Annotated in this window: 19 protein-coding genes; 6 read left to right on the forward strand and 13 right to left on the reverse strand. The window is 63.4% G+C overall.

Annotated features, from left to right (window positions below; genetic code table 11):
* Positions 1 to 20 precede the first annotated feature (20 nt).
* Genes NET03_RS10670 through NET03_RS10715 form a run of 10 tightly spaced genes read right to left on the reverse strand, consistent with a single transcriptional unit; the run spans position 21 to position 10,213 of the window.
* Entirely contained in the window at positions 21 to 1,355 is a 1,335-nt protein-coding gene (locus NET03_RS10670; protein ID WP_252128908.1) for a TIGR02710 family CRISPR-associated CARF protein, read from the reverse strand.
* 3 nt (positions 1,356 to 1,358) lie between these two features.
* On the reverse strand, positions 1,359 to 2,303 hold the full coding sequence (gene cmr6 / locus NET03_RS10675) for a type III-B CRISPR module RAMP protein Cmr6 (protein ID WP_252128909.1): 945 nt from the start codon (positions 2,301 to 2,303) through the stop codon (positions 1,359 to 1,361).
* A 4-nt stretch (positions 2,304 to 2,307) separates the two neighbouring features.
* Positions 2,308 to 2,712: a type III-B CRISPR module-associated protein Cmr5 gene (gene cmr5 / locus NET03_RS10680; RefSeq protein WP_252128910.1), complete on the reverse strand. Its 405-nt coding sequence runs from the start codon at positions 2,710 to 2,712 to the stop codon at positions 2,308 to 2,310.
* Between the two features lie 13 nt (positions 2,713 to 2,725).
* Entirely contained in the window at positions 2,726 to 3,649 is a 924-nt protein-coding gene (gene cmr4 / locus NET03_RS10685) for a type III-B CRISPR module RAMP protein Cmr4 (protein WP_252128911.1), read from the reverse strand.
* Position 3,650: 1 nt separating this feature from the next.
* Positions 3,651 to 4,721 carry a type III-B CRISPR module-associated Cmr3 family protein gene (locus NET03_RS10690; RefSeq protein WP_252128912.1) on the reverse strand — a complete coding sequence of 357 codons (1,071 nt, stop codon included), beginning with the start codon at positions 4,719 to 4,721 and terminating at the stop codon, positions 3,651 to 3,653.
* Positions 4,718 to 6,529 (reverse strand): type III-B CRISPR-associated protein Cas10/Cmr2, encoded by a 1,812-nt coding sequence (gene cas10 / locus NET03_RS10695; protein WP_252128913.1) that lies wholly within the window; start codon positions 6,527 to 6,529, stop codon positions 4,718 to 4,720. The genes NET03_RS10690 and cas10 overlap by 4 nt, the downstream gene beginning before the upstream one ends.
* Positions 6,522 to 7,703, reverse strand: a complete 1,182-nt coding sequence (gene cmr1 / locus NET03_RS10700; RefSeq protein ID WP_252128914.1) for a type III-B CRISPR module RAMP protein Cmr1 — start codon at positions 7,701 to 7,703, stop codon at positions 6,522 to 6,524. Before cmr1 ends, cas10 begins: the two co-directional genes overlap by 8 nt.
* The gene (locus tag NET03_RS10705) at positions 7,700 to 7,909 is read right to left on the reverse strand and encodes a hypothetical protein (RefSeq protein WP_252128915.1); all 210 of its coding nucleotides are present in this window, start codon (positions 7,907 to 7,909) and stop codon (positions 7,700 to 7,702) included. The genes cmr1 and NET03_RS10705 overlap by 4 nt, the downstream gene beginning before the upstream one ends.
* A complete protein-coding gene (locus tag NET03_RS10710; protein ID WP_252128916.1) occupies positions 7,906 to 8,781 on the reverse strand; it encodes a DsbA family protein in 876 nt (291 codons plus the stop codon). Before NET03_RS10710 ends, NET03_RS10705 begins: the two co-directional genes overlap by 4 nt.
* Before the next feature lie 16 nt (positions 8,782 to 8,797).
* On the reverse strand, positions 8,798 to 10,213 hold the full coding sequence (locus tag NET03_RS10715; protein ID WP_252128917.1) for a peptidase domain-containing protein: 1,416 nt from the start codon (positions 10,211 to 10,213) through the stop codon (positions 8,798 to 8,800).
* A 119-nt stretch (positions 10,214 to 10,332) separates the two neighbouring features.
* On the opposite strand from NET03_RS10715, the gene NET03_RS10720 reads away from it, so the two are divergent.
* The 5 genes from NET03_RS10720 to NET03_RS10740 all read left to right on the forward strand — a co-directional run bounded on the left by NET03_RS10720 (position 10,333) and on the right by NET03_RS10740 (position 15,417).
* A complete protein-coding gene (locus NET03_RS10720) occupies positions 10,333 to 11,727 on the forward strand; it encodes a dipeptidase (protein ID WP_353655818.1) in 1,395 nt (464 codons plus the stop codon).
* Between the two features lie 944 nt (positions 11,728 to 12,671).
* Positions 12,672 to 13,409, forward strand: a complete 738-nt coding sequence (locus NET03_RS10725; protein WP_252128919.1) for a polysaccharide deacetylase family protein — start codon at positions 12,672 to 12,674, stop codon at positions 13,407 to 13,409.
* Positions 13,384 to 14,097 (forward strand): glycosyltransferase family 2 protein, encoded by a 714-nt coding sequence (locus tag NET03_RS10730; RefSeq protein ID WP_252128920.1) that lies wholly within the window; start codon positions 13,384 to 13,386, stop codon positions 14,095 to 14,097. Before NET03_RS10725 ends, NET03_RS10730 begins: the two co-directional genes overlap by 26 nt.
* Before the next feature lie 13 nt (positions 14,098 to 14,110).
* Entirely contained in the window at positions 14,111 to 14,815 is a 705-nt protein-coding gene (locus NET03_RS10735) for a glycosyltransferase (RefSeq protein ID WP_252128921.1), read from the forward strand.
* Entirely contained in the window at positions 14,731 to 15,417 is a 687-nt protein-coding gene (locus NET03_RS10740) for a YkoP family protein (protein ID WP_252129013.1), read from the forward strand. Before NET03_RS10735 ends, NET03_RS10740 begins: the two co-directional genes overlap by 85 nt.
* On the opposite strand, the gene NET03_RS10745 is transcribed toward NET03_RS10740, so the two are convergent.
* Positions 15,393 to 15,887 (reverse strand): vitamin K epoxide reductase family protein, encoded by a 495-nt coding sequence (locus NET03_RS10745; protein WP_252128922.1) that lies wholly within the window; start codon positions 15,885 to 15,887, stop codon positions 15,393 to 15,395. The two genes, NET03_RS10740 and NET03_RS10745, sit on opposite strands and share 25 nt — an antisense overlap.
* On the reverse strand, positions 15,884 to 16,645 hold the full coding sequence (locus NET03_RS10750) for a DsbA family protein (RefSeq protein WP_252128923.1): 762 nt from the start codon (positions 16,643 to 16,645) through the stop codon (positions 15,884 to 15,886). Before NET03_RS10750 ends, NET03_RS10745 begins: the two co-directional genes overlap by 4 nt.
* Before the next feature lie 341 nt (positions 16,646 to 16,986).
* Between NET03_RS10750 and NET03_RS10755 the strand changes: the two genes are divergently transcribed.
* Positions 16,987 to 17,946 carry a hypothetical protein gene (locus NET03_RS10755; protein ID WP_252128924.1) on the forward strand — a complete coding sequence of 320 codons (960 nt, stop codon included), beginning with the start codon at positions 16,987 to 16,989 and terminating at the stop codon, positions 17,944 to 17,946.
* 769 nt (positions 17,947 to 18,715) lie between these two features.
* On the opposite strand, the gene NET03_RS10760 is transcribed toward NET03_RS10755, so the two are convergent.
* A complete protein-coding gene (locus NET03_RS10760) occupies positions 18,716 to 20,386 on the reverse strand; it encodes a hypothetical protein (protein WP_252128925.1) in 1,671 nt (556 codons plus the stop codon).
* Between the last annotated feature and the right edge of the window lie 563 nt (positions 20,387 to 20,949).

Raw genomic sequence — 20,949 nt, forward strand, 5'->3', positions numbered from 1 at the left:
AATGCGTTCGTTGCCTCTTCTTAGCTCACTTGGGACAGGAGATCTGCCTGTGGAAACTGGCAGTGCTTGAGCGGCCGGCGCATCTTCTTCTCCGCGAGCACTGCAAGTCCTGCACGGCAGAGTTCGATCCCGCGACAGCCATACTCCCGCCAGACAGTATGCGTGACTGGCGTGAATCCGTGTGCAAGGAGCGAGTGGTTGCGGTGCCGCGTCCAGTCCAGGAGTCGGCCGCGCTCGGCACGTAGCCAGTCGGCAAGTGGTTCACCAGGGAAGGCAGCCAACACATCCCAGGCCTGGAGGAGCGCGAGCGTCAGTGGACGCCCTCGTTCGAGACGAGTGGCATACTGCGAACGAAGGTCTTCTGGGAGACGTGTCAGATCGACGTCACCTGTATCGATCCGGTGGCCGAGCCAGAGGCGGAGCTGGACGAAGAGTTCGAGTGCCCGATAGACGCGCGCCATCGCGTCGTCGTAGCGCCCCTGCGCTGCCCGTCGCTCGGCGTTGAGCAGAAGATCCTCGACCGCAACATAGGGATCGCGCAGGCGCTCCAACTCCGCGAGCCGCTGCTGGTCGCTGGATTGACCGGGCGTGCTCGTGAAGGCACTCACGACTCCCCGGAGCTCGCCGAGGACACTGAGTCTCGGATGCCAGTCGCGCCGGTACGGCTCGAGCAACCGCTGCGCCAGCTCCAACTCGTAGCGATCCCAGGCGTCGAAGGCCCGGCAGAGGGCTCGTGCCCGTTGGAGCTGCTCGCGAAGGACTCGGGAGACCTCGCGCTGGAGTGCCGCGCCGAGGAGCTGCTCCGCCTCGGCGTAGTCGAAGCGCTCCAGTGCTGCCCGGGCGAGCGCCACTGCCCGTCGAGCGCGGACGTCGTGGACGCCAGAGACCGCGACATAGTCTTCGGTGCCCGGGATCACGGTCGCCTGACGCCCACGTACCCCACGGACGAGCCGCAACTTGACCTCCGGCTCACCCTCGCTGTCCAGCGCCGCGAGTACCAGAGCAGCGCTCATGGACTTGGTACCAGCGGTGTAGTCAGCGTGGACCTCCGCTGTGGGGAAGCGCTGATGGAGCTCCGCGAAGCGCGCGACGAGGGCCTGATAGCAGAGGACGAGGTCGTCGGGGTCGGAAAGCGGCAGCACCTCGTAGCGGTCGGCGGGAAGGCCGACCAGCGCCGCGTAGTCGGCGACGAAGTCGAGGCTCCCGTCGTGGTCGTCGGCCGATGCGGAGCAGACAAAAACCACGTACTCGGGTCGTGCCTCGCGGAGCGCGACCGCCTCTGGGCGCTGGGCGACGTCGCCATTCACTGGCTTGCCGACGTTCAGGACGAGGATACGGCGGATCGGAGCGGTCACTGTTCAGCCTCCTTCACGGAACACCCCATACCCACTGGTTGTCTTAGCACCGAAGCCGAGCTGGGCCAGCCCACGCAGAAGCCACTCCCGTGCTCGCCCACGCAAGCGTCCGTCTGGATCACTGATACCCTGGCGGAGGCCAATCGCGACGCGGTAGCGCGTCCCGCTGGCGACCGTCAGGAAGGTGATCGGGTTGGGGTTCTGCCAGGGCGTCGGCGGCGCCTTGCCGGCATAATAGTCCGGGTAGTGTGGCGTCATGACATCAAGCTCGAGACGCCAGCCGGGTTCCGGATAGGCATCGAAGAAGACCAGGGCGCCGGCTTGACCGACCTTATGCTCCTCGCCAGGTTTTGGTGCTCGGCCGAAGATGGCGAGGAAGTCTGGGTCCATCTCGTCGCGCCGCTCGACGAGGTGCGCGTAGGCCCGTGCGACACCTTTGAGCCCACTCCCAGGAAGAACGGGGAAACCAAAGCGGTCGAAGCGAAAGCCGATCTCGAGCGGCCCATGAGCGCCAAGCCCGGTGACGAGGCGACTCTGCAGTTCTACTGTGAACGGCTCGGCGCCAGCAGCGCGGACACTGGCCTCCCAGCGAGCGAGGAGCTGCCGGGACAGCTCACTCCGGGCGAGCCGCTCGCCAGCCTCAATGACTGCACGGAGGAAGTCGCGGCGCGGCGTCTCGTCGGTCGCATCGCCGAAGACTGCTGCCTCCGGCGCGAAGCGGTCGAACAGGAGGCCAGGGTTCGCGGTGTTGCGCCGTGCGGCTTCCCAAAGCGTGCGAGTCGGGCGAGGCAGGAGCGGGTGCAAGCGCCCACGCGCATCGCTGCTGCGTCCACCGGCGGACTCATGGCGTGGCCGAGTTCCACCGTCGCGGCGCGGTGGTGAGCCGCTATCACGCTGGGGCGGTCGGTCATCGCGACGGGGTTGGCCGAATCGTGGTCGTTCACGCATCGGCTCACTCCTTCACCAACTCAGCCTCGGCGAAGCGCTTCAGCCAGGTCAGGAAGGCAAGTGCTTCCAACGTCGCCCGACGGTATTCAGCGACAGTGGCCTGGTTCACGATCCACTCGCGGAGGTCGTCGCGAGCCTCGCCGAGCAGTTGTCGGCTCACCCAGCGCGAGAGGTCGCGGGCGAGGTGCTGGTGCTCATTCTCCTTCTCCTTGGCTTTGGCCTTGAGGAAGGCGAGCGTCTGCCCCAGCCCGTGCATCTGGACGAGCGACGCTGCCTCACGAGCCAGCTGACCGTACTCGTCGGCGTACGGGGTCTTGCGAACCGCGTCCACGCACTGCCACGCCTCTGCGGCCCGTCGTTGCTCAAGCGTGCGCTGATGGCTCTGCGCTCGGGTCTGCGACTGATTCATCGTCCCACCTCCCTCAGACGCGAGCAACCCGCAGAACGACTGCACCCCGGCCAGTCGTCTCATCGCCGCCCAAGCGAATCCGTTTGCCGTCGACCTTCTGTGTTAGCCAGGTGAGGAGCGTTCGGCCATCCTCGGCAACCTTGTGGTAGCGGGAGCGGGTGGTGGCCAGGAGACCAACCAAGAGCGTTTCCGCCGGCAACGTCTCCGTCGTCCAGAGCGCGCCGGTCTCAACCGTCTTCTTCTCATCCTCCAGACGGACGTGGGCCTCGACCTCGGTGCCGTACAGGACGAAATCACGAAAGTCGTCATCGGCGAGGACACAGAGGTGTTTGGCAAGGTTCTCGCGCCACCAGGCGTACTCCGGCCCCTGGGGCAGGGCGTGGGCACTCAGCCACTCGGCGAGTGCAGACACGAGGCCGGCGAGTTCTCCGGCAAGGGTGAAGCTGTACTCCTCAAGGATGACGCCGAGCTGCTGGCCAGCCTGCGCGAGTAACGCACTCTCATTCGCTACCGCGCACTGCCCTTGGCCCAGTGTGGTGAAGCGGGTCGGATCGACCGGCCCTTCGATCCCAACCAGCGTGGCGAAGCGCCCGAGGCGAGCAAGCACAGCAGGGCAGGTCGTCCAGGCGAAAACGCCGGCGAGTGAGCGAACCGGGAAGAGGACAACTTGAAGGTCGGTGACTTGGAGCGCCCCCGCGTGACTGGAAGCCTCTTCAGGCCGCTCAGGACCAAAGACGGCGCGATGGCGCTCTGCCTCACTACCGTTGGCACGGGTGACGTCGCGGAGCACACCCTTCACGCTCGATGCTTGAACAATGGGGAACCCGGTGATGCGCTCCCGCTGGATGGGGAGATCAACTGTTCCGACTGCACGACCCGTCCCCGCGTGGAGTGGTGTTTCGCAGTACGCGAAGAGCAAGGCACTCGCCTCAGCCATCTCACCAACCTCCAATCAGTACCGTTCCGAAGCCAACCTCGCGCCCCCAGTCGCTGACGGTGACCCAAGGAAGCCCGGTTTCTCTTCGCAGCCGCGCCGTTCCATGGGCACGGAAGTAGTAGACGCTCCCAGCGGGAATGGCGCGGTATGCCGGGCGCTCCTTCCCCCGCGCCACATCGAAGCCGCCGACGACCTCGGCACGCTCGAGGGCAGCAGCAACGAGCTCCACTGATCCCTCGAAGAAGGCACTCCAGTCAGTTGGCAACCAGCCGTCTTCAAAGACTGCTGGGGTCAAGAAGAAAAGGAAGAAGCGCTCGGGGAGAGGATCCGGTGGTGTAGGCAGCGCGAACTCCGGCACAACGACAAAGCGAGCGGAGCGGCGCTCACCACCCAGCGCCAGTATTCCCTCAGTCTCGTGCCAGTCAAGTCCGGCGAAGGAGATGAGGAGCCCCACCCCGGGGGCCAGCCGGACATAGCGAGCCTCGTAGTAGAGCCCCTCACGCGTCGTGCGGCGTACTGAGTCCTGAGCGATTCCGACCCGAACCTCTTCGTCCCAGAGCTCGTCCTGCGGCACCCCAGCAACGGCCTCGCCGCGGGCATAGGCCGGGAAGTCAGTGAGCGGCAACCAGAGCCGCTGACCGGCCTTCTCGGTGACCGTATCTCCAAGTTCCCACAGGGGAAAGAGCGCTGACGTCGGTGCGGCAACGCGGAGCCATGACGGAGGCTCCTGTGGGGCAGGCAGTCGCTGCAAGCGGTTGCCACGTGCGAGCGCATCGGCGGGAGGCGGGAGAAGCAGCTCGAGCGAGCCGGTCTCGAACCGACGGGCAAGGAGCGGACCAATCATCCGCAGCGGCCCCCAGTCATCGGGGCCGCCCACTACTTCGGCGACCGCCCGAGCGTCCCACGGAGAGACGCGGCTGTGCACCATGAGGTGGTAGGCCCGGAGCGCACCCTGCAAGACCAGCGGACTGGGCGGAAAGCGGCTGGCAGCACGGAACTGCTGCCCGGCAGTGAAGGGACGCCCGTCACGGAACAGCCAGACATCAAGCGGTTCAAGGAACAGGGTGGTCACTCGCCACCTCCTCTCGCCAGGAAGCGGGCCACGGCCAGCCATTCGGCCAGCTGGGCCGGACCCTCGGGCACGGTGCGAGGAATAGCCGTGGAGCTCGACTCTTCCGACTCACGGCAGAGGTCGTCATAGCTTCGTGCGAACGCATGTAGCCGCGTGACAAGTTGATCACGCTCCGCTATGGCGCCGTCCGGCCATTCCCCTTGCCGTTTGACTGACCGGACCAGCACTGCGCGGAAGCTTTCGTCCGCCGTTGACAAGGCACGGGCGGCAACCCGCAGGTCGGTCGGCAGACGACCAGAGAGACTGCCAGGGCCCTCGCGTCGAAAACGGTCAACGAGATCGCCGAGCTGGAGCTCCGTGAGCGCGGTGCGTTTGGCAACGACGCGCACGATCTCCCCGCCGCGTGGCTGGAGCTCTACCGCAATGGCGTCTTTACCCGGCAGCCGCTTGGCGCGTTTTTCTGCGTCGCGGGCCGCGTGCAGGAGATCACCGAGCGGCTCGAGCCAGTGGGCGAGAGCAATGCCGGCTGAAACCGTGCGGCCACCAGTGACCGTGTGGAACCGCTCAGCAAGCGCAAGGGCTAGCGGAACAGCCTCTTCAGCCGGGGCTAGCGCCAGCACGTCATCGCCCCCAAGGTAGATCGGTACGGCGTTCGAGAAGGAGCCAGTGAACACTTGCTGGGCCGCCTGTGCGAAGCTGGCTAACTTGTGACTGATCTCGTGGTGCGCTGCCTCACCTCCCTCAGCAAGGGCGCGAGACAGCCATTCACCCATCGAGTCACCATCAAGCACGAGGACCGCAACATACCGTGACGGTCGCTGGCCGACCACTCGATAGAGTTCCGTAAGAGCAGAGCGGGCTGCGCGATGGATCTTTTCGACCTGGGTACGGGGCGGATCGTTGGTCTCCGGATCGAGCCCAAGTTCCTCCAGCAACGCTGGCCACTCGAGCGTCGCCTCGTAAAGGAAGGCTCCGTCATAGGGAAACGTGTCAACACCAAGTCCGCTGCGCCGGTACCGGTCTGGACGCTCGCCGAGCGACGTCACAAGTAGTTCGAACGCGTCCCGGTAGGCCTCAAGCGAAGGCCGCGCCCGCGTGGCAGCTGCTCGAGCGAACGGACGGGCTGCAATAGTGGGGAGAGAGGGGAAGATCGCATCGAGTTGGAAGAAGCGCTTCACGGCACCAACCGCGTCCAGGACCTCATGCTCGCCGACAAGCCGTGCGCCGTCCGGTCGTCGGCGGACGGCACGCCAGAAAGCCTGCGGCGCTTCAGCAGCACGGGCGAGTGCGGCACGGTGACCGCTCAGGACATCCTTCGCACCGGCCTCCAGCCGCTGGCTGAAGGTGCGCGTCTTCTTGAGAGCGGCAACGCCGGCAGCAGCCCGCCGGAAGGCGGTGGCATAGTCGCCGTTCTCGATGGGGACAGCGGCCCAGTAGAGTTCCCAGCGATCAGAAGTCTGCTGCTGCCACTGCTGATGCAGCGCTTCATCGAGGACCACGAGACGCGCGAGTTCGCCGAGTGCTTGGTCAGCGATGTCTCGCCAGCGTGCATGCAGCGCGACAGCGGCCTGCTGGGCGAGCTCCTCGGCCCGCTCCCAGGGAACGCGGGCGACGATCACATTGGGCGGATCACAAGTTAGGTCGGCAGGGTAGACCAGCTGAGCGCCACCCTGCTGGAGCGACTGGGCAACGGCACGAGCAAGTTCCGCGAGGATGCGACTCCCAGCGTAGAGGTCAGCTGTCCGACGGGCCTCAGCGATAAAGCCCTGGATGGGGCCGAAGGTGAAGCGGAGGAGGGCTTCACTCATAGTGCACCTCCGCAACGTTGGGGAGCGTGTTTACTGCCTGGGCAATCGAGGTATAAAGCTGTTCCAGTTGTTCCGGGCTCGTGGAGTGGCGGGGCAAAAATTGACACTGGAAAAGGGTGGCAATGCCAAGCAGGTTACCGTTCCTGGCACGCGTCACAGTCAGCCACAGTGGGGATGGACGCCGATCAGCCTGCTCGTACCCTGGAGGTGGAGGCACGGATTCGCGCCTTTGTGGAATGACCAACGGAGCGCCAAAAACCAGGCGCTGAGCGGTCGGCAGCTGCCGGCGGGTATCACGCAGCCACGTACCGATCGCATCGGCCACTGCTGGCCAGCCACGTTCTCCGCTCGTCCAGTCTCGCTCGCCGAAGACCCAGATTCGGCACCAGCGAGGGTCGAGCACCTCCCATGCTGGGCGCGCAGAGTTGGCGTGAGGACTGCCATCAAAGCCTTTGCGTAGAGCCGTTAAGGCTTCCCCCAGCTCCTGAGCCGCCTGCTTTGGTGATGGATCGAGCGCAAAAGGAAGCTTCAGATGGCGGGGCACCGCCATCTCCACCTGGCCCTCGGCATCGCGGCGTGGAACAGGGCGATGGGCAAGTGCACCACCCAGACGGCGCGCGCGAGCACCGAGGCCGCCAAGGTGCAGGAGGAGCCACGCAGCACGGACGGCGGTATAGAGTGCCTTACGTGCCTCTTGCTCCGGGACGCCTGGTCGTGAAGCAAGTTCCAGATCGAATTCAAAGTGGGGATCGATAAAGGAACGAGCAGGGATCTCTTGTCCACGAACTTTTGAGGAGGCCATCGAGAAGAAAAGGTAGCTCCGCGGATAATGACGGGGTGTATCCCACGGGTGGATAAAGGATGCAGCTTGTCCGGAGCCGGATCGTGCTCTTGAGGCAGGCAGAACGCGCACGAGAACTCTCGATGCACCCGCACTGTCACGACCGCTGGCTTCCCCGAAGGTCTCCGCTTCGAGCCGACGGACCTCAGTCAGCGCGGCACCATCCGTCCCATAGCATCCTCCGAGCAAAGCGCGCAGCCAGAAGCGGAGCGCACCGCGCACTGAACTGGCCCGGAGTTCCGGCTGGCCACGCGGGTCAGCCCCGCCGAGGAAAAGGGGAGTCAGGGTGACAAGAGCGAGGCGCACCGTTTGTATCGTCTGCGGAGCACTCATACACCGTGTCCTTTCGTTCTGGGGCCTCTGGCCACCTGCGCACCCTGGACGACGACGGTGACGTTCAGCTCTTGAGCCGGGACATGTCCTGCCCACGGGATGACTCCAACGATGCTCCCGACGACCGCTTTCTGCCCGTCCAGCAGCGGCCCACTGATGACTCCAGGTTTGCGGATGATCATGGTCTGGAGATACCTGGAAGTCATCCGCTGGCCTCCTCGATCCGTGCCACCAAGTCGTCGAGTCGGCTGATCGTGAACGGTGGGCTTCCATTGACACTAAAGGACGGCGTTGCTTGCACACCTGCATCAAGGGCTTGCTGCACCGCTTCTTGGACACGTACCGTATGGCGCCCGCCGGCCAGACAGGTCTCAAACGCTGCCGCATCGAGCCCAAGGAGCGACGCTAGTTCCTTCAGACGAGCGTCGCTATACCCACCGCGGTTGGCCCCAACGAAGTTGGCGTAAAGCCCCACATGGTACTCCCAGAACTTCCCCTGCTCCTCCGCGCAGGAGGCCGCCTCAGCAGCACGCAACGATTCACGCCCGATGAAGGCGAGGTCACGGAACTCCCAGCGGACGCGACCGGTCGCCACATAGCGCTCGAGGACTTGCGGAAAGAGCTGCTGCTCAAAAGCTGCACAGGCCGGACACTGGTAGTCTCCCCAGACCACGACATGCACCGGTGCCGTCGGATCACCAAGCACGCGTCCCTCACGCGGAACTCCTGCCAATTTCGTCAGATCCGGTGCACGGACGGGAGGCGGCGGCTGTGGTGTCGCTGTAGTACTCGTTCGACCCGCTACCTGAGCGGCGAGCTGTGCGTTCTGCTCTTCAAGGTCGGAGAGCCGTCGCTCCGCTGCATCAGCACGTTGCTGGAGGAGCGTGACCTCGTGCGCAAGGGCCTCTGCTCGGTTACTGAGGCGACGGAGCTCGGCGACGAAAAGGGCCGTACCCACCACCAGCGCAAGCAGCAAGATGGCTTGCAGCGTCGCAAGCGGCAGGAACCAACGACTGCCTTCCTCCGACGGCGTCATTGGTGCCTGGTTCGTGCCGGAAAGCCGTGGCCTCTCTTCCATTGTCCCCTCCGTCCTGTCAGGCCTGGACTGGGTCGGCATACCATGCCCCTGCTCGGAGGGGCAGTGTCCGAGTCACGCCTGACTCCCCTGACACTGCGGCTCCATGGGGATCGCTGGATGTTCCGGCAGCGAGCAGTGTGGGAAAGACACGGAGCGCGTCGAGGATCGCAGCGCGTCCCTCGTCCATTTGTTGATAGCCTTCCAGAATAAGGCTGACATTGCGCTGGTCGAGGCCGCGACGCACCTTACTCGCCCCAACTTCCAGGAGTTCGAGGCCGACCATCAGTTGCGCGTGCCATCCCGATAGCATCGGTGACGGCGTTGCCTCGCGCATGGCTCGTGCGCAATCCTGCAAAAAGATCAGCCGACGCTCCACTTCAGAGCGCCACGAGGGGTTCTCTGGGGCAGGGCGGACCAAGAGCGCATCCAACGGCCCAAGGCCTGCTGCCAATTGGACAATCGTTGGTGCCACGGCATCAAGATAGGGGAGATCCTCCGGCCGACCCGTGTCCCAGGTCACCGGCTGCTGCGCGAGCTGTCCATACCGCCACTGGTAATAGTGCAGCCCCACATTGCCCGCCTCAACCCGCCAGCCAGGCGGATTGTCCGGGGTATACGTCAGCACCCGCCGCTCGAAGACCTGGACGAGTACTCGCTTTGGGGCACCGCCGACCAGCACCGTCGTCCAGTAGGCCTCGGTCAAGGGTAGGCCCGTCGCGTAGAAGGGATTCTCGAAGAGACGGTCCTCACGGAAGGTGCCGTCGACATAGACCGTACCACGGGCATTCATGAAGTCCCAGAAGACACTAGCCACCGTGTGGTTTGTCTCTCGCACGTTCACAGCAGCGGTCACGCCAAAGCGCGCCAGCGCCTGGTCAGCTCCGACTGTGCCGTTACGGTCGACCGTCTGGATAATGGTCATGCCGACCGGCAGTGGTTGGTAGCCCATTAGCGGAGCAAAGGTGGCATAGGTCGGCGCATTCGGGTCGTTCAGGTCGCCAGCAACCGGTACTTGGGCCGGTGGACCTTGAAAGAACCGGTTGTGTCCGAGTTGGAGCTGCCCGGTGATGAGTTCTTTGGCGAGGAGACCGTTCGTCACGTACCAGGAGTTGACCGGATCGGCCCCATCGTCGGTGACCTCCATGCGGGTCTTGTCAAAGTATTGCACCCAGCGGACTCCGACCACGTCTCCAGAGAGGTCTGTGGCCTCGTCGTATTCCTCAAAGAGGACATTGCTAATCGGTGCTGGTCCCCACATCCAGGTGCGAGCCGCCCGTCCTTCCGCCACTGGCCGATCCGTTCGGGCCCATGTCCGCCAGAAAGCGACACTGAGCCCCGGCTGTTGACTTGCTCCTACCGGAAGCACCGGCAAGAGAAGCGCCGCGATAATGACCATGATCGATGTGACTGCGAGTCGCCGTGACCTGAGCATAGATTCCCCCTTAGGTACGCCCATTGATCAAGTTTTCCAGTCGTACGGGAATACAGGTCTTCCCGTACTGCACAATCCGACACGGTCTGCGATACTCCGCCCCGGAAAGGAGGCCGATGATGGAAGAGCTCGTCCGACGGTGCGAGTCCTCTCTGGTCCAGTACGAGACAGAACACTTGGAGGCACTCCGCGATTTCCTCCGCATTCCCAGTGTCAGTGCGCTCCCACAGCACCAAACCGATGTCCAGCGCGCCGCCGAGTGGGTGGCCCAGCGCCTTCGGACACTCGGGATCCCGGACGTGCGGCTCTTGCCGACGGAGCGCAACCCGATTGTCTACGGCCAGTGGATAGTCGATCCCACCCTTCCCACAGTGCTTGTCTACGGACACTATGACGTTCAACCACCGGACCCGCTCGATCTCTGGGAGACACCGCCCTTCGAGCCGACACTGCGCGACGGTCGCCTCTACGCCCGTGGCGCATCAGACGACAAAGGCAACATGTTCGCCGCACTCTGCGGGATCGAGGCACTCATCCGGATTATCGGGTACCCGCCAGTCAACCTCAAGTTCTTCTTCGAGGGCGAGGAAGAGATCGGCTCGCCCAGCATGCCTGGAGCAGTGCGGCAGTATCGGGAACTCTTGGCCTGCGACGTGGTCGTCTCGGCCGATGGCGGGATGTACGGGCACGACCAGCCCTCTCTGACGCTCTCCTCAAAGGGAATCTGCGCCTGCCAAGTTGACTTGCGCACTGCCGCGACGGACATGCATTCTGGGCAATACGGGGCAGTCATCGCCAACGCCGTCCAGACCCTCGTGCAATTGGCAGCAACGTTCCATACCCCGGAGGGGCGTGTGGCAGTGGCCGGCTTTTACGACACAGTGCGCGAACTCTCGCCAGAAGAGCGGGCGGAGATCGCGGCCGTTCCGTTTGATCCGGAGGCCTACTTGGCCACTATCGGCGCCAAGACCTTCTGGGGGGAGCCGGGATACACGCCGCTCGAGCGCGCCTGGGCTCGGCCAACACTTGACATCAACGGCTTCTGGGGTGGGTTCCAGGGCGAGGGAATCAAGACGGTGACCCCCTGCGAGGCACACCTCAAGATCACCTGTCGCCTCGTTCCCGACCAAGATCCCGACGAGATCCTCAGCTTGATCGAGCAGCACGTCCAGGCACACTGCCCCCCGTGGGCCGACGTGCAGGTCACTCGCCTCCCGGGCTCCGCCCGCCCCTTCGCCATTCGGCGCGATCATCCGGCGCTGACAGCCGCTCGTGCAGTGCTGCGAGAGCTCTACGGTAAGGAACCACTGATGACTCGTGTTGGTGGAACCATTCCAGTCGCTGAGCTCTTCCAGCGTGAACTGGGCGCCGACATGCTCTTCTTCGCCTGGGGGATGCCCGACAACCGCGTCCACGCACCGAACGAGTCTTATCGGATCGAGGACTTCCGGACGATGGCGCGCGCGTATGTCCGGCTCTTGTTGCGACTGACCGAAAGCACCACAGGGCAGTAACCGACCCACACTGGGGCCGCGACCTTGCTCCCGGTCACGGCCCCAGTGCAGTAACGTTGACACTCGCCTCTACCCACCCTGCAGTAGGCGACGGGCGTCAGGTCGGAGCGATGCGACGCTTTGTGCGGTTGGAACACTCACGGTGCTCAGTGGAGCCGATCCTAGCCGTTTCCTGTGAGCCACCGACCCAGCACAGCCGCGCTTCGTGTCCGTACTGCTGACGCCTCGATAACTCTGAGCGGCTCTTCGAGCAGTCCATGCTGGAGCACTGTGGATGCCACTCCAAGGGAGCCGTTGTTCGTTCATCGCACCGTTCAGACGTCCTCCGCTGTGGGATAGCGCCAGCGTTTCCCACACAAGAGGATGCCATGAACTGTCGAGCTGGTCGCCAACGGAGGAGACCATTTTGGCTGCTGCGCGGCGAGAGGCCTTGGCAGACTCACGCTGCGGCACTCGGATGGTCATGTGGGACAGCACCATTACTCCAGGCGAAGCTCGCGCCACGGCGTAAGCTTCGCTGTATTGGTGGCCAAAGATGGCGTGGGAGGAGGTTTGTTGCCATGGATCATCTGGGGCACGCAGATATCCTACTGAGTCACGCCCTGGTATGGCGGAGCGATGGCGGCCTGTCTCTCGCCTCGGTGCGAGGCCATAGCGTCTTCGCTGCCCTGTTGGCAAACGAACGATATCTACATCCAATGCAGAGACATCGACCTCCCTCTTCGACCCTTTTCCGGAGGTGAAGACACTCGAGCATCAACTCGTGGTTGCACATCGTGGTATTGGCTGTCCCGCGCCTCTTGTCACCGGAAGGAGCGCGACCGTTCCATACAGCCACCAAGGGGTACTTACGCTTGCCTGGTGTGCTCTCCGCGCTTTCTCCCCAGTGATTACTGAATCGTGAGGGACAGCGTAACATTAGGCGTGAGAGGGGGAGGGTTGCGGTGCGCCAGTTACTCGTCTCCGTGCACGACGTGGCACCGGCGTACCTCGATGAACTACGCTGGCTACTCGCTGAGCTAGACGCGATCGGCGCACGGCCACGGAGTCTGCTCGTCATCCCCTGCCATCGGGGGCAAGACGACGTGCGGCGGCACCCGAAACTCGTTGCGCTGCTTGAAGAGGAAGTCGCCAAAGGCTCCGAACTCGTCCTCCATGGATACACGCACGCGCGAGCCGGGCGTTGGCGGGGTGATCCACTTACGGTCACCCGGGCCGCAGTGTTCGCGCAGGAAGTAGCCGAGTTCGTGAGCTTGGAATGGCAGGAACAACGGGCACGCCTGCTCGCTGGCCGAGAGCTCCTTGCCAACCTCGGCTTTGAGACCGTGGGGTTTTGCCCGCCAGGCTGGCTGCACACGCCGGAACTTCCTGCACTCCTTGCAGAACTCAGCTTCGCCTATCTTGTTGAGATGCTGTTTCTCGTTGATGTCCGCGACGAGCGTCGACTCGCCACTCCCTGGATGGGCTTCATGGGTACCGGCTGGCTGCATGAGGAACTCGCCCAGCTGGGGGCGCGGCTGCTCGGCCCTTGGCGTGTGGTCGCGCCGCGCATTTCGGTCTTTTTCCACCCCCAGGGAGCCCCACGCTCATCCGTCTGCCGACGCGTCTTGCGCCAGTTGGCCCGAGAACTGGAGCGGGGAGGAGAACTCTTGACGTATGCCGCAGCGATTGAGACAACCTGACGTGAGTATCGTCATCCCAGCGCGTAACGAAGCGGCGACCATCGAACGGGCACTCCACTCGGTGCTTGCTCAAGCATGGCCACTAGAGCGGCTGGAGGTGATCGTCGTCGATAACGGTTCCTCTGATCCGACAGCGACCGCCGTGCAACGGTTCGCCCGCCTCCATCCAGAACGTCTTATCCACCTCGTCCACGAACCACGCCTGGGGGTGAGCCGGGCACGCAACCGTGGAGCTCGATCTGCACGTGGGCGTGTACTGCTCTTTTTGGACGCCGACTCACGGCTGGCACCGACGATGGTCGCGAGCGTCCTTGCGCATATCCACCGTGGCGAGTCAGCTGTGAGTTTACGCGTCGTGGCTGACTCGACCGACCCCCTCGACCGCGCCTTTTTCTTCGCCGCGACGTGGCTTAAGGAGCGTGTGCGCGTTCCGACACAACTGTGCGCGGTGCGCCGTGACGTCTTCTGGGCAGTCGGGGGGTTCAACGAGGGGTTACGCGTGGCCGAGGACTACGACCTCTTGCGTCGGATCCAAACTGCGGGATATCCCGTCGGATTCGTCACGGAAAGCGCCGTCTGGACATCGACGCGACGACTGCACCGTTGGCCGCTGCGGCTCGGACTCCTCGTCACAACGCTGCACTGGCTGCTCGCCCTCGTCGGAATCGGCCGCGACTGGCCATATTGAGGCGGAAGTGCAGGTGAGCAGGGCCGTCGATGTCTCGGTGGTGATTCCAGCCCGAAATGAGGAGGCATACATTGGACGTGCTCTCCGATCGGTCGCGTTGCAAGCCTGGCCACTCGAGCGGCTGGAGGCGATCGTCGTTGACAACGGCTCGGACGACGGGACAGCACGCATAGTGGAAACACTCGCTCCGTCACTGGAGCCACTGCGAGTTCTCCTGGTGCAGGAGCCACGACCGGGCCGGAGTCGCGCCAAAAACCGTGGTGCAGCGGAAGCACGCGGCGAGTTCCTCCTTTTTCTCGATGCCGATTCCGCCATGGCTCCGACATTGGTCGCCGAACTGGTAGCCCACCAGCATGGAGGCTATCCGGCGGGGAGTATCCGCGTTATTGCAGACACAGTCGACTTCTTCGACCGTTGGTTCTTCGATCTGATGGAGGTCGGCAAGACCTACTTTGGCATCCGCGCCCAGATGTTGTACTGTAGCCGCGCTTGGTTCGAGCGTGTTGGGGGATTCGACGAATCGCTCGAGATCGCGGAAGATCGCGAATTCTTGCAGCGGTTGCAGGGAAGGGGTATCCCAGTTTGTCACTTGACGACGAGCTGGATCGCGACGTCGCCACGCCGGCTGCGCCGGTGGCCACTCCGCCTGGGGCTGGTGGCCACCTTCCTCCGCTGGCTCCTCGCCGAACTCGGCATCGGTCGGCGCTGGCGCTACTGAAGGAGTTCCCCTGGTGGCTGATCCAGCTGGGGCGCGCCGGTGGAGGGCGGGCAATCGGCGTGTTGGCAGTCTGGCTGGGTTGGGAACGGTTGACTGAGTTCGTCTGGCGGCCACAGCACGTCCGGTCAGGAGGGTTCTTCCGCTATCGAATCGTCCACTATCGCGGGCCAGCGAAGACGCTCGCAGACGGAACGCGCATCGAGCCAGGCGACCGGGTGGTGGAGCTCCACTTCGACAATCGGCGCCTGCTCGCCCTTTCCCTCACGGGCGCACAACTGCCGTGGGAACTCTTAAAGCTGGCTCGGGAGGACTTGGCCGAACTGGCCTGTCGCATCGCCCGAGGAGAACTCGACGAGGTGAAGGCACTCGTCGGAATCACCCTGTTTGCGCGAGCGGGGCGACGACTCGGATTTGAGGTACACCCGCTACCACCGACCTGGTACACGCGCTTACAACGCTTCTTTTTTGTGGGGCTGGTTGCCGTCTATCACCCGCTCGGCTGGCGGATGGCCGAGCGCTACCGTGAGCGAGCCTGGCCGGGTGAGGCCTGGATGAGCAGAAAGACGCTCGTCCTTCGCTACAGGACTGACTGCCGACGATGAGCACGCGGGGGCGATCCAACTCCGCGGTCGGACACCGGCTCCTCACGCAATACCTGGCGTAATCCCCAGGACTCGACAAGGAAAAGTGCGGTCACGAGAACAGCGCTCGCCACGCACCACTGACAAATTGCGTTGATGACAAAGAGTTCCAGGTACGTGAGGTAGCCCGAGTAGAGCGTTCCGGCAAGCGCAATCCCGGCATTGGCACTCGTAAGCACGTCTGCCTGTCGCCACCAGCGCCAGCGAGCCAACGACACAGCAAAGAGGGCGAGATACATGAGAAGACCAAGGAGAGCAATCGGGACCCCGGCGATCTTGGCGTACGGACTGTTCTGCACCGTGGAACAATCCCCGAGGCCACAGACCAGCAGAGATTGGTCGTAGGCAACGACAGTCAGATAACCAGCGACCCCAATCCCGGCTAGGGCAAGCACGGCGGAGGTAAGCGACCAACGTGGCAAACGGTTCATGGTAATGCTTCCTCAATCCGCTGTGTCAGATCACCCAAGCTCCGGATGGTGAAGGGAGCGCTGCCATTGACACTGAACGACGGGGTAGCGCGGACGCCGAGCGACTGCGCCTCCCGGATCATTTGCTGGACTTCTTCCTTATGCGTCCCGTCGCGTAGGCAGCTACGAAATTGCCCAACATCAAGCCCAACGACGCGAGCGATCTCCTCAAGACGACGGTCACTGAAGGCACCCACGTTCTCACCCGTCTGGTTGGCATAGAGTGCCGCGTGAAACTCCCAGAACTTCCCTTGGTCAAGTGCACAGTAGGCCGCCTCAGCAGCGCGCGTGGATTCCGCCCCGATAAAGGCGAAGTCACGGAACTCCCACCGCACCTTTCCGGTTGCGATGTACTGTTCAACGATCGTGGGGAAGAAACGTTGCTCGAAGCTCTTGCAGGCTGGACACTGGTAGTCACCCCACTCAATGACGTGGACAGGCGCGTTCGGATCACCCAGGAAGCGGCCATCATGAGGGACACTGGTGTACTTGGAGACGTCTGGCATCTGGACAGCCGCGACCTCCTGAGCGCTGCGCTGGCTCCACCAGATGCCGATTCCAACCGCCACCAGCGCAATGACGATCGGGACGATTACCAGGAGGAGGCGGCGTTGGCGAGCACGACGCTCGGCCTCACGCTTGCGCTGAGCACGCCGCGACAACCGCTCCTGCTCTGCACGTGACCCGGCTCTCGGCGGAAGTTCACGAGACGTCGACATAGTCCAAGCCTTCCGTCGTTCTATTCCGTTTCCATCGGCCGGAATGGTACCAGAGGACAACACCGAAACGCGGCACGCCGGAACAGGAGACGTTCCGGTCTGGTGAGATCACGAGTGTCGTCTCTGGAAGCACGTTCACCTTGATCCCGTGTTGCGGCAATCCCTGGCTGAGTCGCCTGTTCGGTATGGCACCATGGAACTTCGAAGATCCCACCCGGGTGAACAAAGCCAGTGGGTTCGGTTCCTGCAAGCAGGCACGAGTGTCTGTGGACAGAGACTGAGGAGCGCTACCCGCACGGAGTGTTGTCGAGAGCGTAGACTGGTGCAGCGAGGGGTACTGTATGGAGCAGGGACCATTTCGCGACGAGCCACCGTGGACAACCTGTGAGCTGCCATACCCGGCGGGTGGCATTTCGGCAGCAGTTGCAACATCCAGCGGCCGGCGCTGGCTGCGGCTCACGGTGCTTCCCCAGCTTTCTCCGAAGGCTGCCGCTCCACTCGCAGAACAGCTGCTGGCTTTCCGCGAAGATTTTTCCCCCCTCCGACGAGACCGCTCCACTGGGCTGGTCGTCCAACGTCTTGCGCGTCCAACGCTTCTGGAACACGCCGAATGGCTGGCAGGGAGCAACGCGGCACTCGCCCTGTGGGAGCGGTTGGCCACGGAGGGACTGAGCGTACTCGTCACCGTGGCACTGCGTGTCCTCCGCCGCGGAACACCACAGGCGCGGGAAACCGTGCTCACACTACTGGTCGCCGACCCTACACGGGAGGTCGCACTCCCGCACTGGGCCGAACGAGCGCTCCTCATGGTCGCGCTGGCAGATCCAGATGACGTGGTACGGGGACTGGCAGCTGAGACGGCAGCCACCCAGCTACCAGAACTTCTGCTTTCTGCCTGGCGCACATGGGTGCGAGATCCATGCCAACGCGTGCGGCGTGCGACGTGGGCTGTTGTCCTCAGACGACGGAGCCACGCCGTGCCGGCTGCGCAAGAGCTTCTGACTGAGGAGGGAGCACGAGCGCCAGTGCGAGCCGATGCCCTTTGGGCACTGGGGCAAATCCTCTCGACATCGGAATTCGCACCAATTCTCGCTGCCTGCATCCAACATCCGGCCCGAGAGCTAGCGGAAGTCGCTGCCGAACTTCTCTGGACACAGCACCGGCACCCCCTCCCCGCTCAAGCGGCGCTGAAGAGTCCTCATGCATCGGTACAGACAATTGGAGCATGGCTGCTCCACCCACAGCGTGGCTCGCCAGCTGCCGGTGGTGCTCGCCCAGGGATGCCACTGCCCCTGGTATAAGGTCACTGGGCAGGAACATTGGCACAGGCTGCCTGCAGGGAAGAGATGCTCATTCTCTGCTGTGACGCCGAGTCGGTGGGGAGATGCTGTGCAGCCGTAGTCACGCGCAGGCTGGGGAAGCACTCGCTCGCTGGCGAGGATGTTTCGCGTCGGGGGTAAAGCCGTGATCGATAGCACAGTGAGCAGAGGATCCGTCACGTGGCAGTTGGGGAAGAGATCACCCCAAGCGAGTAGCGCAAGAGTCAGCCGGCAAACTCCCACCAGGCTCGGTTGCAGCGTTCCGGAAGCAGAGCAGTGAGTGATGCCGAGCACGTGGATCAGTGAGGGGCATTCCTGCGGTCCTGAGAGACAAGAGCAACCTGCCAGGCTGCAGAAGAGGAAGCTGATCGTGAGCGTGATGCAAAATGCCCATCAGCACACGTGGGGTTGGCATCACGGTCAGAGAGCCCTCTCCTTCTCGACGATCCTCAACAGTGAGCCCCTCGACGCGCTTTGCGTCCTGTGGCTCGCCAATCTTTCCAGGCCCCCACTCCTCCCAGGGAGATCGGACGGTGTCTCGCTGCGTTCCGAAAGAGCGTCTTCCATCGTCGAAGGGGGATGGACGCGACGGCATCGTGTGAGCGGCCTGCAATCACACGACGAGAAATGCACTGCGTCGAACCGGGAAGATTCTCGGACACAAGAGCTGCGCGCGGCTGACTGCAGTACGAGGCCGGAGCTGCGAGATGTCGATGTGCCAGTTTCAGCCGTATGGATACCTCACGTCGCTTCATCGTGATCCGACCTTATCCCATTCGGCGAAGGGGATGACCCGTACTGTCACCGGCCGTTCCATCAGAGCGGAGAGGATCTCACGGACCTCGACGAGCCAACGACGCTCCAATTGGCGCCGTACCGCGTCACTCGGAACCCCCAGGACCAGCTCGTCTGATGAAGGAGCAGCCAGGAGTCGTGCCGGCCGAATGCACTCCGCAAAGGCAGACGGCGGAAGGCGTTCACTCAAGTGCTCCTGAGCGAGTGACCAAATGGCTGCAAGAGCAGGAGATGACTCGGGGAGAGGCGTAGCCCGCTCCGGGGTCCGGGAATCCGGGGCAACACCAGCATGCTGGGCTAGGTGAGGTAGGGCAAGACGCTGCGCAATCGCTTCCTCCAGCCGTGCAACAAGAAGATCGAGGGTCGGTGAGGTCAGCAAGTTCTGGAGCGACAGTGCATTGAGAGTGGAAAGAGCGTCCGATGACCGTCCGCTCCCGCCGTGGTTCACTGCGTGGGAAGCTGTGTCGCTCGCCCGAAGGGAATGACGCGACCAGCGCGAGAGGATCTCTCGGATCCGCTTCGGTGCGACATAGCGCGAGCCGCTGGCCACTGCCTCGCGAATGGCTGCAACGAGGAGCTCGGCTGCGCTTTGGCCCCGACTTGTCGCAAGTGGGAGAAATTCCCGCTCGAGCTCTGCGAGGAGGGTGCGCTCGAGCGGGGAGGCAGGGCGGGCATTGGCTGCCTCAAAGCAGGTGACAACCTCCGGCGACGGTTCGAGCAGTGGACCGGCGGCATCGGCGGGTGGGAAATCCGGGGCAGGAGAAACGCTCGTCGTAGTCGTTGCCAAAGCTTGGTTATACGTTCTGTCGGCTGGAGCAACACTGCTTGCCTCCTCTCTGTTGGACGGGCCAACTGTGGTTTGGCTTTCTCGAGGCAGAGCATGGTTGGAGGGAGCAACAACGGCTGGCGAACCGTTGTTGCTGTCATCAACACTGGTTGAGGAACCATCGTTGCTCTGTGCAACCGTGGATGGTGTCTCAGTGGACACCTGCGCGGCCTTCCGTCGGGCATGACCAGCGCGAGTGCGAGCGGAGAAGCGGGCATCTTCGGCTGCGGCACGGGCAGCAAGTTGCTGCCAGAGTGGGTTGCGGCGGACGATGGGAAGGATTTGGTGCCAGACATTCTCGCGGTCGATCGGGGCGAAGCGGGGCGAAAAGATGTGGCGGATGTAGCGATACACTGCTTCGTCGCGCGTGGCGAGTTCCACGACGCGCAGGACGGCCTCAGCGCTGAGCACAAACCCTTCGGGGCGATCTTTGACTCGATAGAAATTATGCGGTACCCGCCAGCGGCGACCGGCCTCGTCGGTGCGTGTGACCATTTCCTTCCGGATCTCAATGAGATCGAGCGCGACGAGGATTTTGTTGATGGTGATGAGTTCGGCACGATCCTCACCGTAGAAGGCAGCCTCGGCCTGCTGGGAGGGGAAGGCGTAGCCGCGATAGGGCGAATGCTCGCGACGATCGGTCCAGACAGTGTAGGAGTTGAGCAACCCCACACCTTTGAGCCCGATCAGGGGTGCGAACTGGGTGATGATGGTGTTCCAGTGCCAGAACCAGCCGCGTCGGCGACTGTCCTCGCCGCTTCGCTCCTGTTGGTCGGCTGGGGCCACCGGGCGATCGGACATCCTCTGGCCCCTTCCCGCACTCCGCTCGTTCTCTAGCATAGAGGCACGCGCTACTTGAATCAAGGCAGCAGTCCCTTTCATCACATTCTTCACGCAGTACCTCCTTTGCTCCACCTCGTTCAGTGGGCGCTCTCTGTGGTGGGGGTGTGCTCTCCAATACCAGTCCTCTGCCAGGAAAGCCATGACGCGGCGATCGCCATTCGGAGGTGGAGGGGATCGCATCGGCGGTGCGTGTGGCCGAGACGATGGAAAGTGCCGGAGGAGCTGCGTCCTGTGAGGATGTTTTTGCGGAAGATGGCGCGGATGCTGTGAGGAAGGCTCGTTCCCTGGGTAAGAGTGCTAGCTGCGGGATTGCGGCTGTGTTGCCTCTTTTGCAGCGATCGGTGCGAATGGTGGACGAAGCGAGCTGGGCGAGCACCCCCGACGTACGATTCCCAAGCCCGCACGCTGCTCGCCGCTGCGCAGTTCTGCTCCCCAAGAAGAAACACTGTTTTTGTGGGCGGAAAGCGGACAAAGTCGACTGTGGAGGAATCACTGGAGCAGTCGATCCTGTGCAGGTGAGA

Source organism: Thermomicrobium sp. CFH 73360, from assembly GCF_023806465.1.
GTDB lineage: Bacteria > Chloroflexota > Chloroflexia > Thermomicrobiales > Thermomicrobiaceae > Thermomicrobium.

Excerpts from the sequence above, each read along its gene's own strand:
- cmr6 (WP_252128909.1), bottom strand. The coding sequence starts at position 2,303 with ATGCGTGAACGACCACGATTCGGCCAACCCCGTCGCGATGACCGACCG.
- cmr5 (WP_252128910.1), bottom strand. The coding sequence starts at position 2,712 with ATGAATCAGTCGCAGACCCGAGCGCAGAGCCATCAGCGCACGCTTGAG.
- cmr4 (WP_252128911.1), bottom strand. The coding sequence starts at position 3,649 with ATGGCTGAGGCGAGTGCCTTGCTCTTCGCGTACTGCGAAACACCACTC.
- cas10 (WP_252128913.1), bottom strand. The coding sequence starts at position 6,529 with ATGAGTGAAGCCCTCCTCCGCTTCACCTTCGGCCCCATCCAGGGCTTT.
- cmr1 (WP_252128914.1), bottom strand. The coding sequence starts at position 7,703 with ATGAGTGCTCCGCAGACGATACAAACGGTGCGCCTCGCTCTTGTCACC.
- NET03_RS10705 (WP_252128915.1), bottom strand. The coding sequence starts at position 7,909 with ATGACTTCCAGGTATCTCCAGACCATGATCATCCGCAAACCTGGAGTC.
- NET03_RS10710 (WP_252128916.1), bottom strand. The coding sequence starts at position 8,781 with ATGGAAGAGAGGCCACGGCTTTCCGGCACGAACCAGGCACCAATGACG.
- NET03_RS10715 (WP_252128917.1), bottom strand. The coding sequence starts at position 10,213 with ATGCTCAGGTCACGGCGACTCGCAGTCACATCGATCATGGTCATTATC.
- NET03_RS10720 (WP_353655818.1), top strand. The coding sequence starts at position 10,333 with ATGGAAGAGCTCGTCCGACGGTGCGAGTCCTCTCTGGTCCAGTACGAG.
- NET03_RS10730 (WP_252128920.1), top strand. The coding sequence starts at position 13,384 with ATGCCGCAGCGATTGAGACAACCTGACGTGAGTATCGTCATCCCAGCG.
- NET03_RS10745 (WP_252128922.1), bottom strand. The coding sequence starts at position 15,887 with ATGAACCGTTTGCCACGTTGGTCGCTTACCTCCGCCGTGCTTGCCCTA.
- NET03_RS10750 (WP_252128923.1), bottom strand. The coding sequence starts at position 16,645 with ATGTCGACGTCTCGTGAACTTCCGCCGAGAGCCGGGTCACGTGCAGAG.
- NET03_RS10755 (WP_252128924.1), top strand. The coding sequence starts at position 16,987 with ATGGAGCAGGGACCATTTCGCGACGAGCCACCGTGGACAACCTGTGAG.
- NET03_RS10760 (WP_252128925.1), bottom strand. The coding sequence starts at position 20,386 with ATGTCCGATCGCCCGGTGGCCCCAGCCGACCAACAGGAGCGAAGCGGC.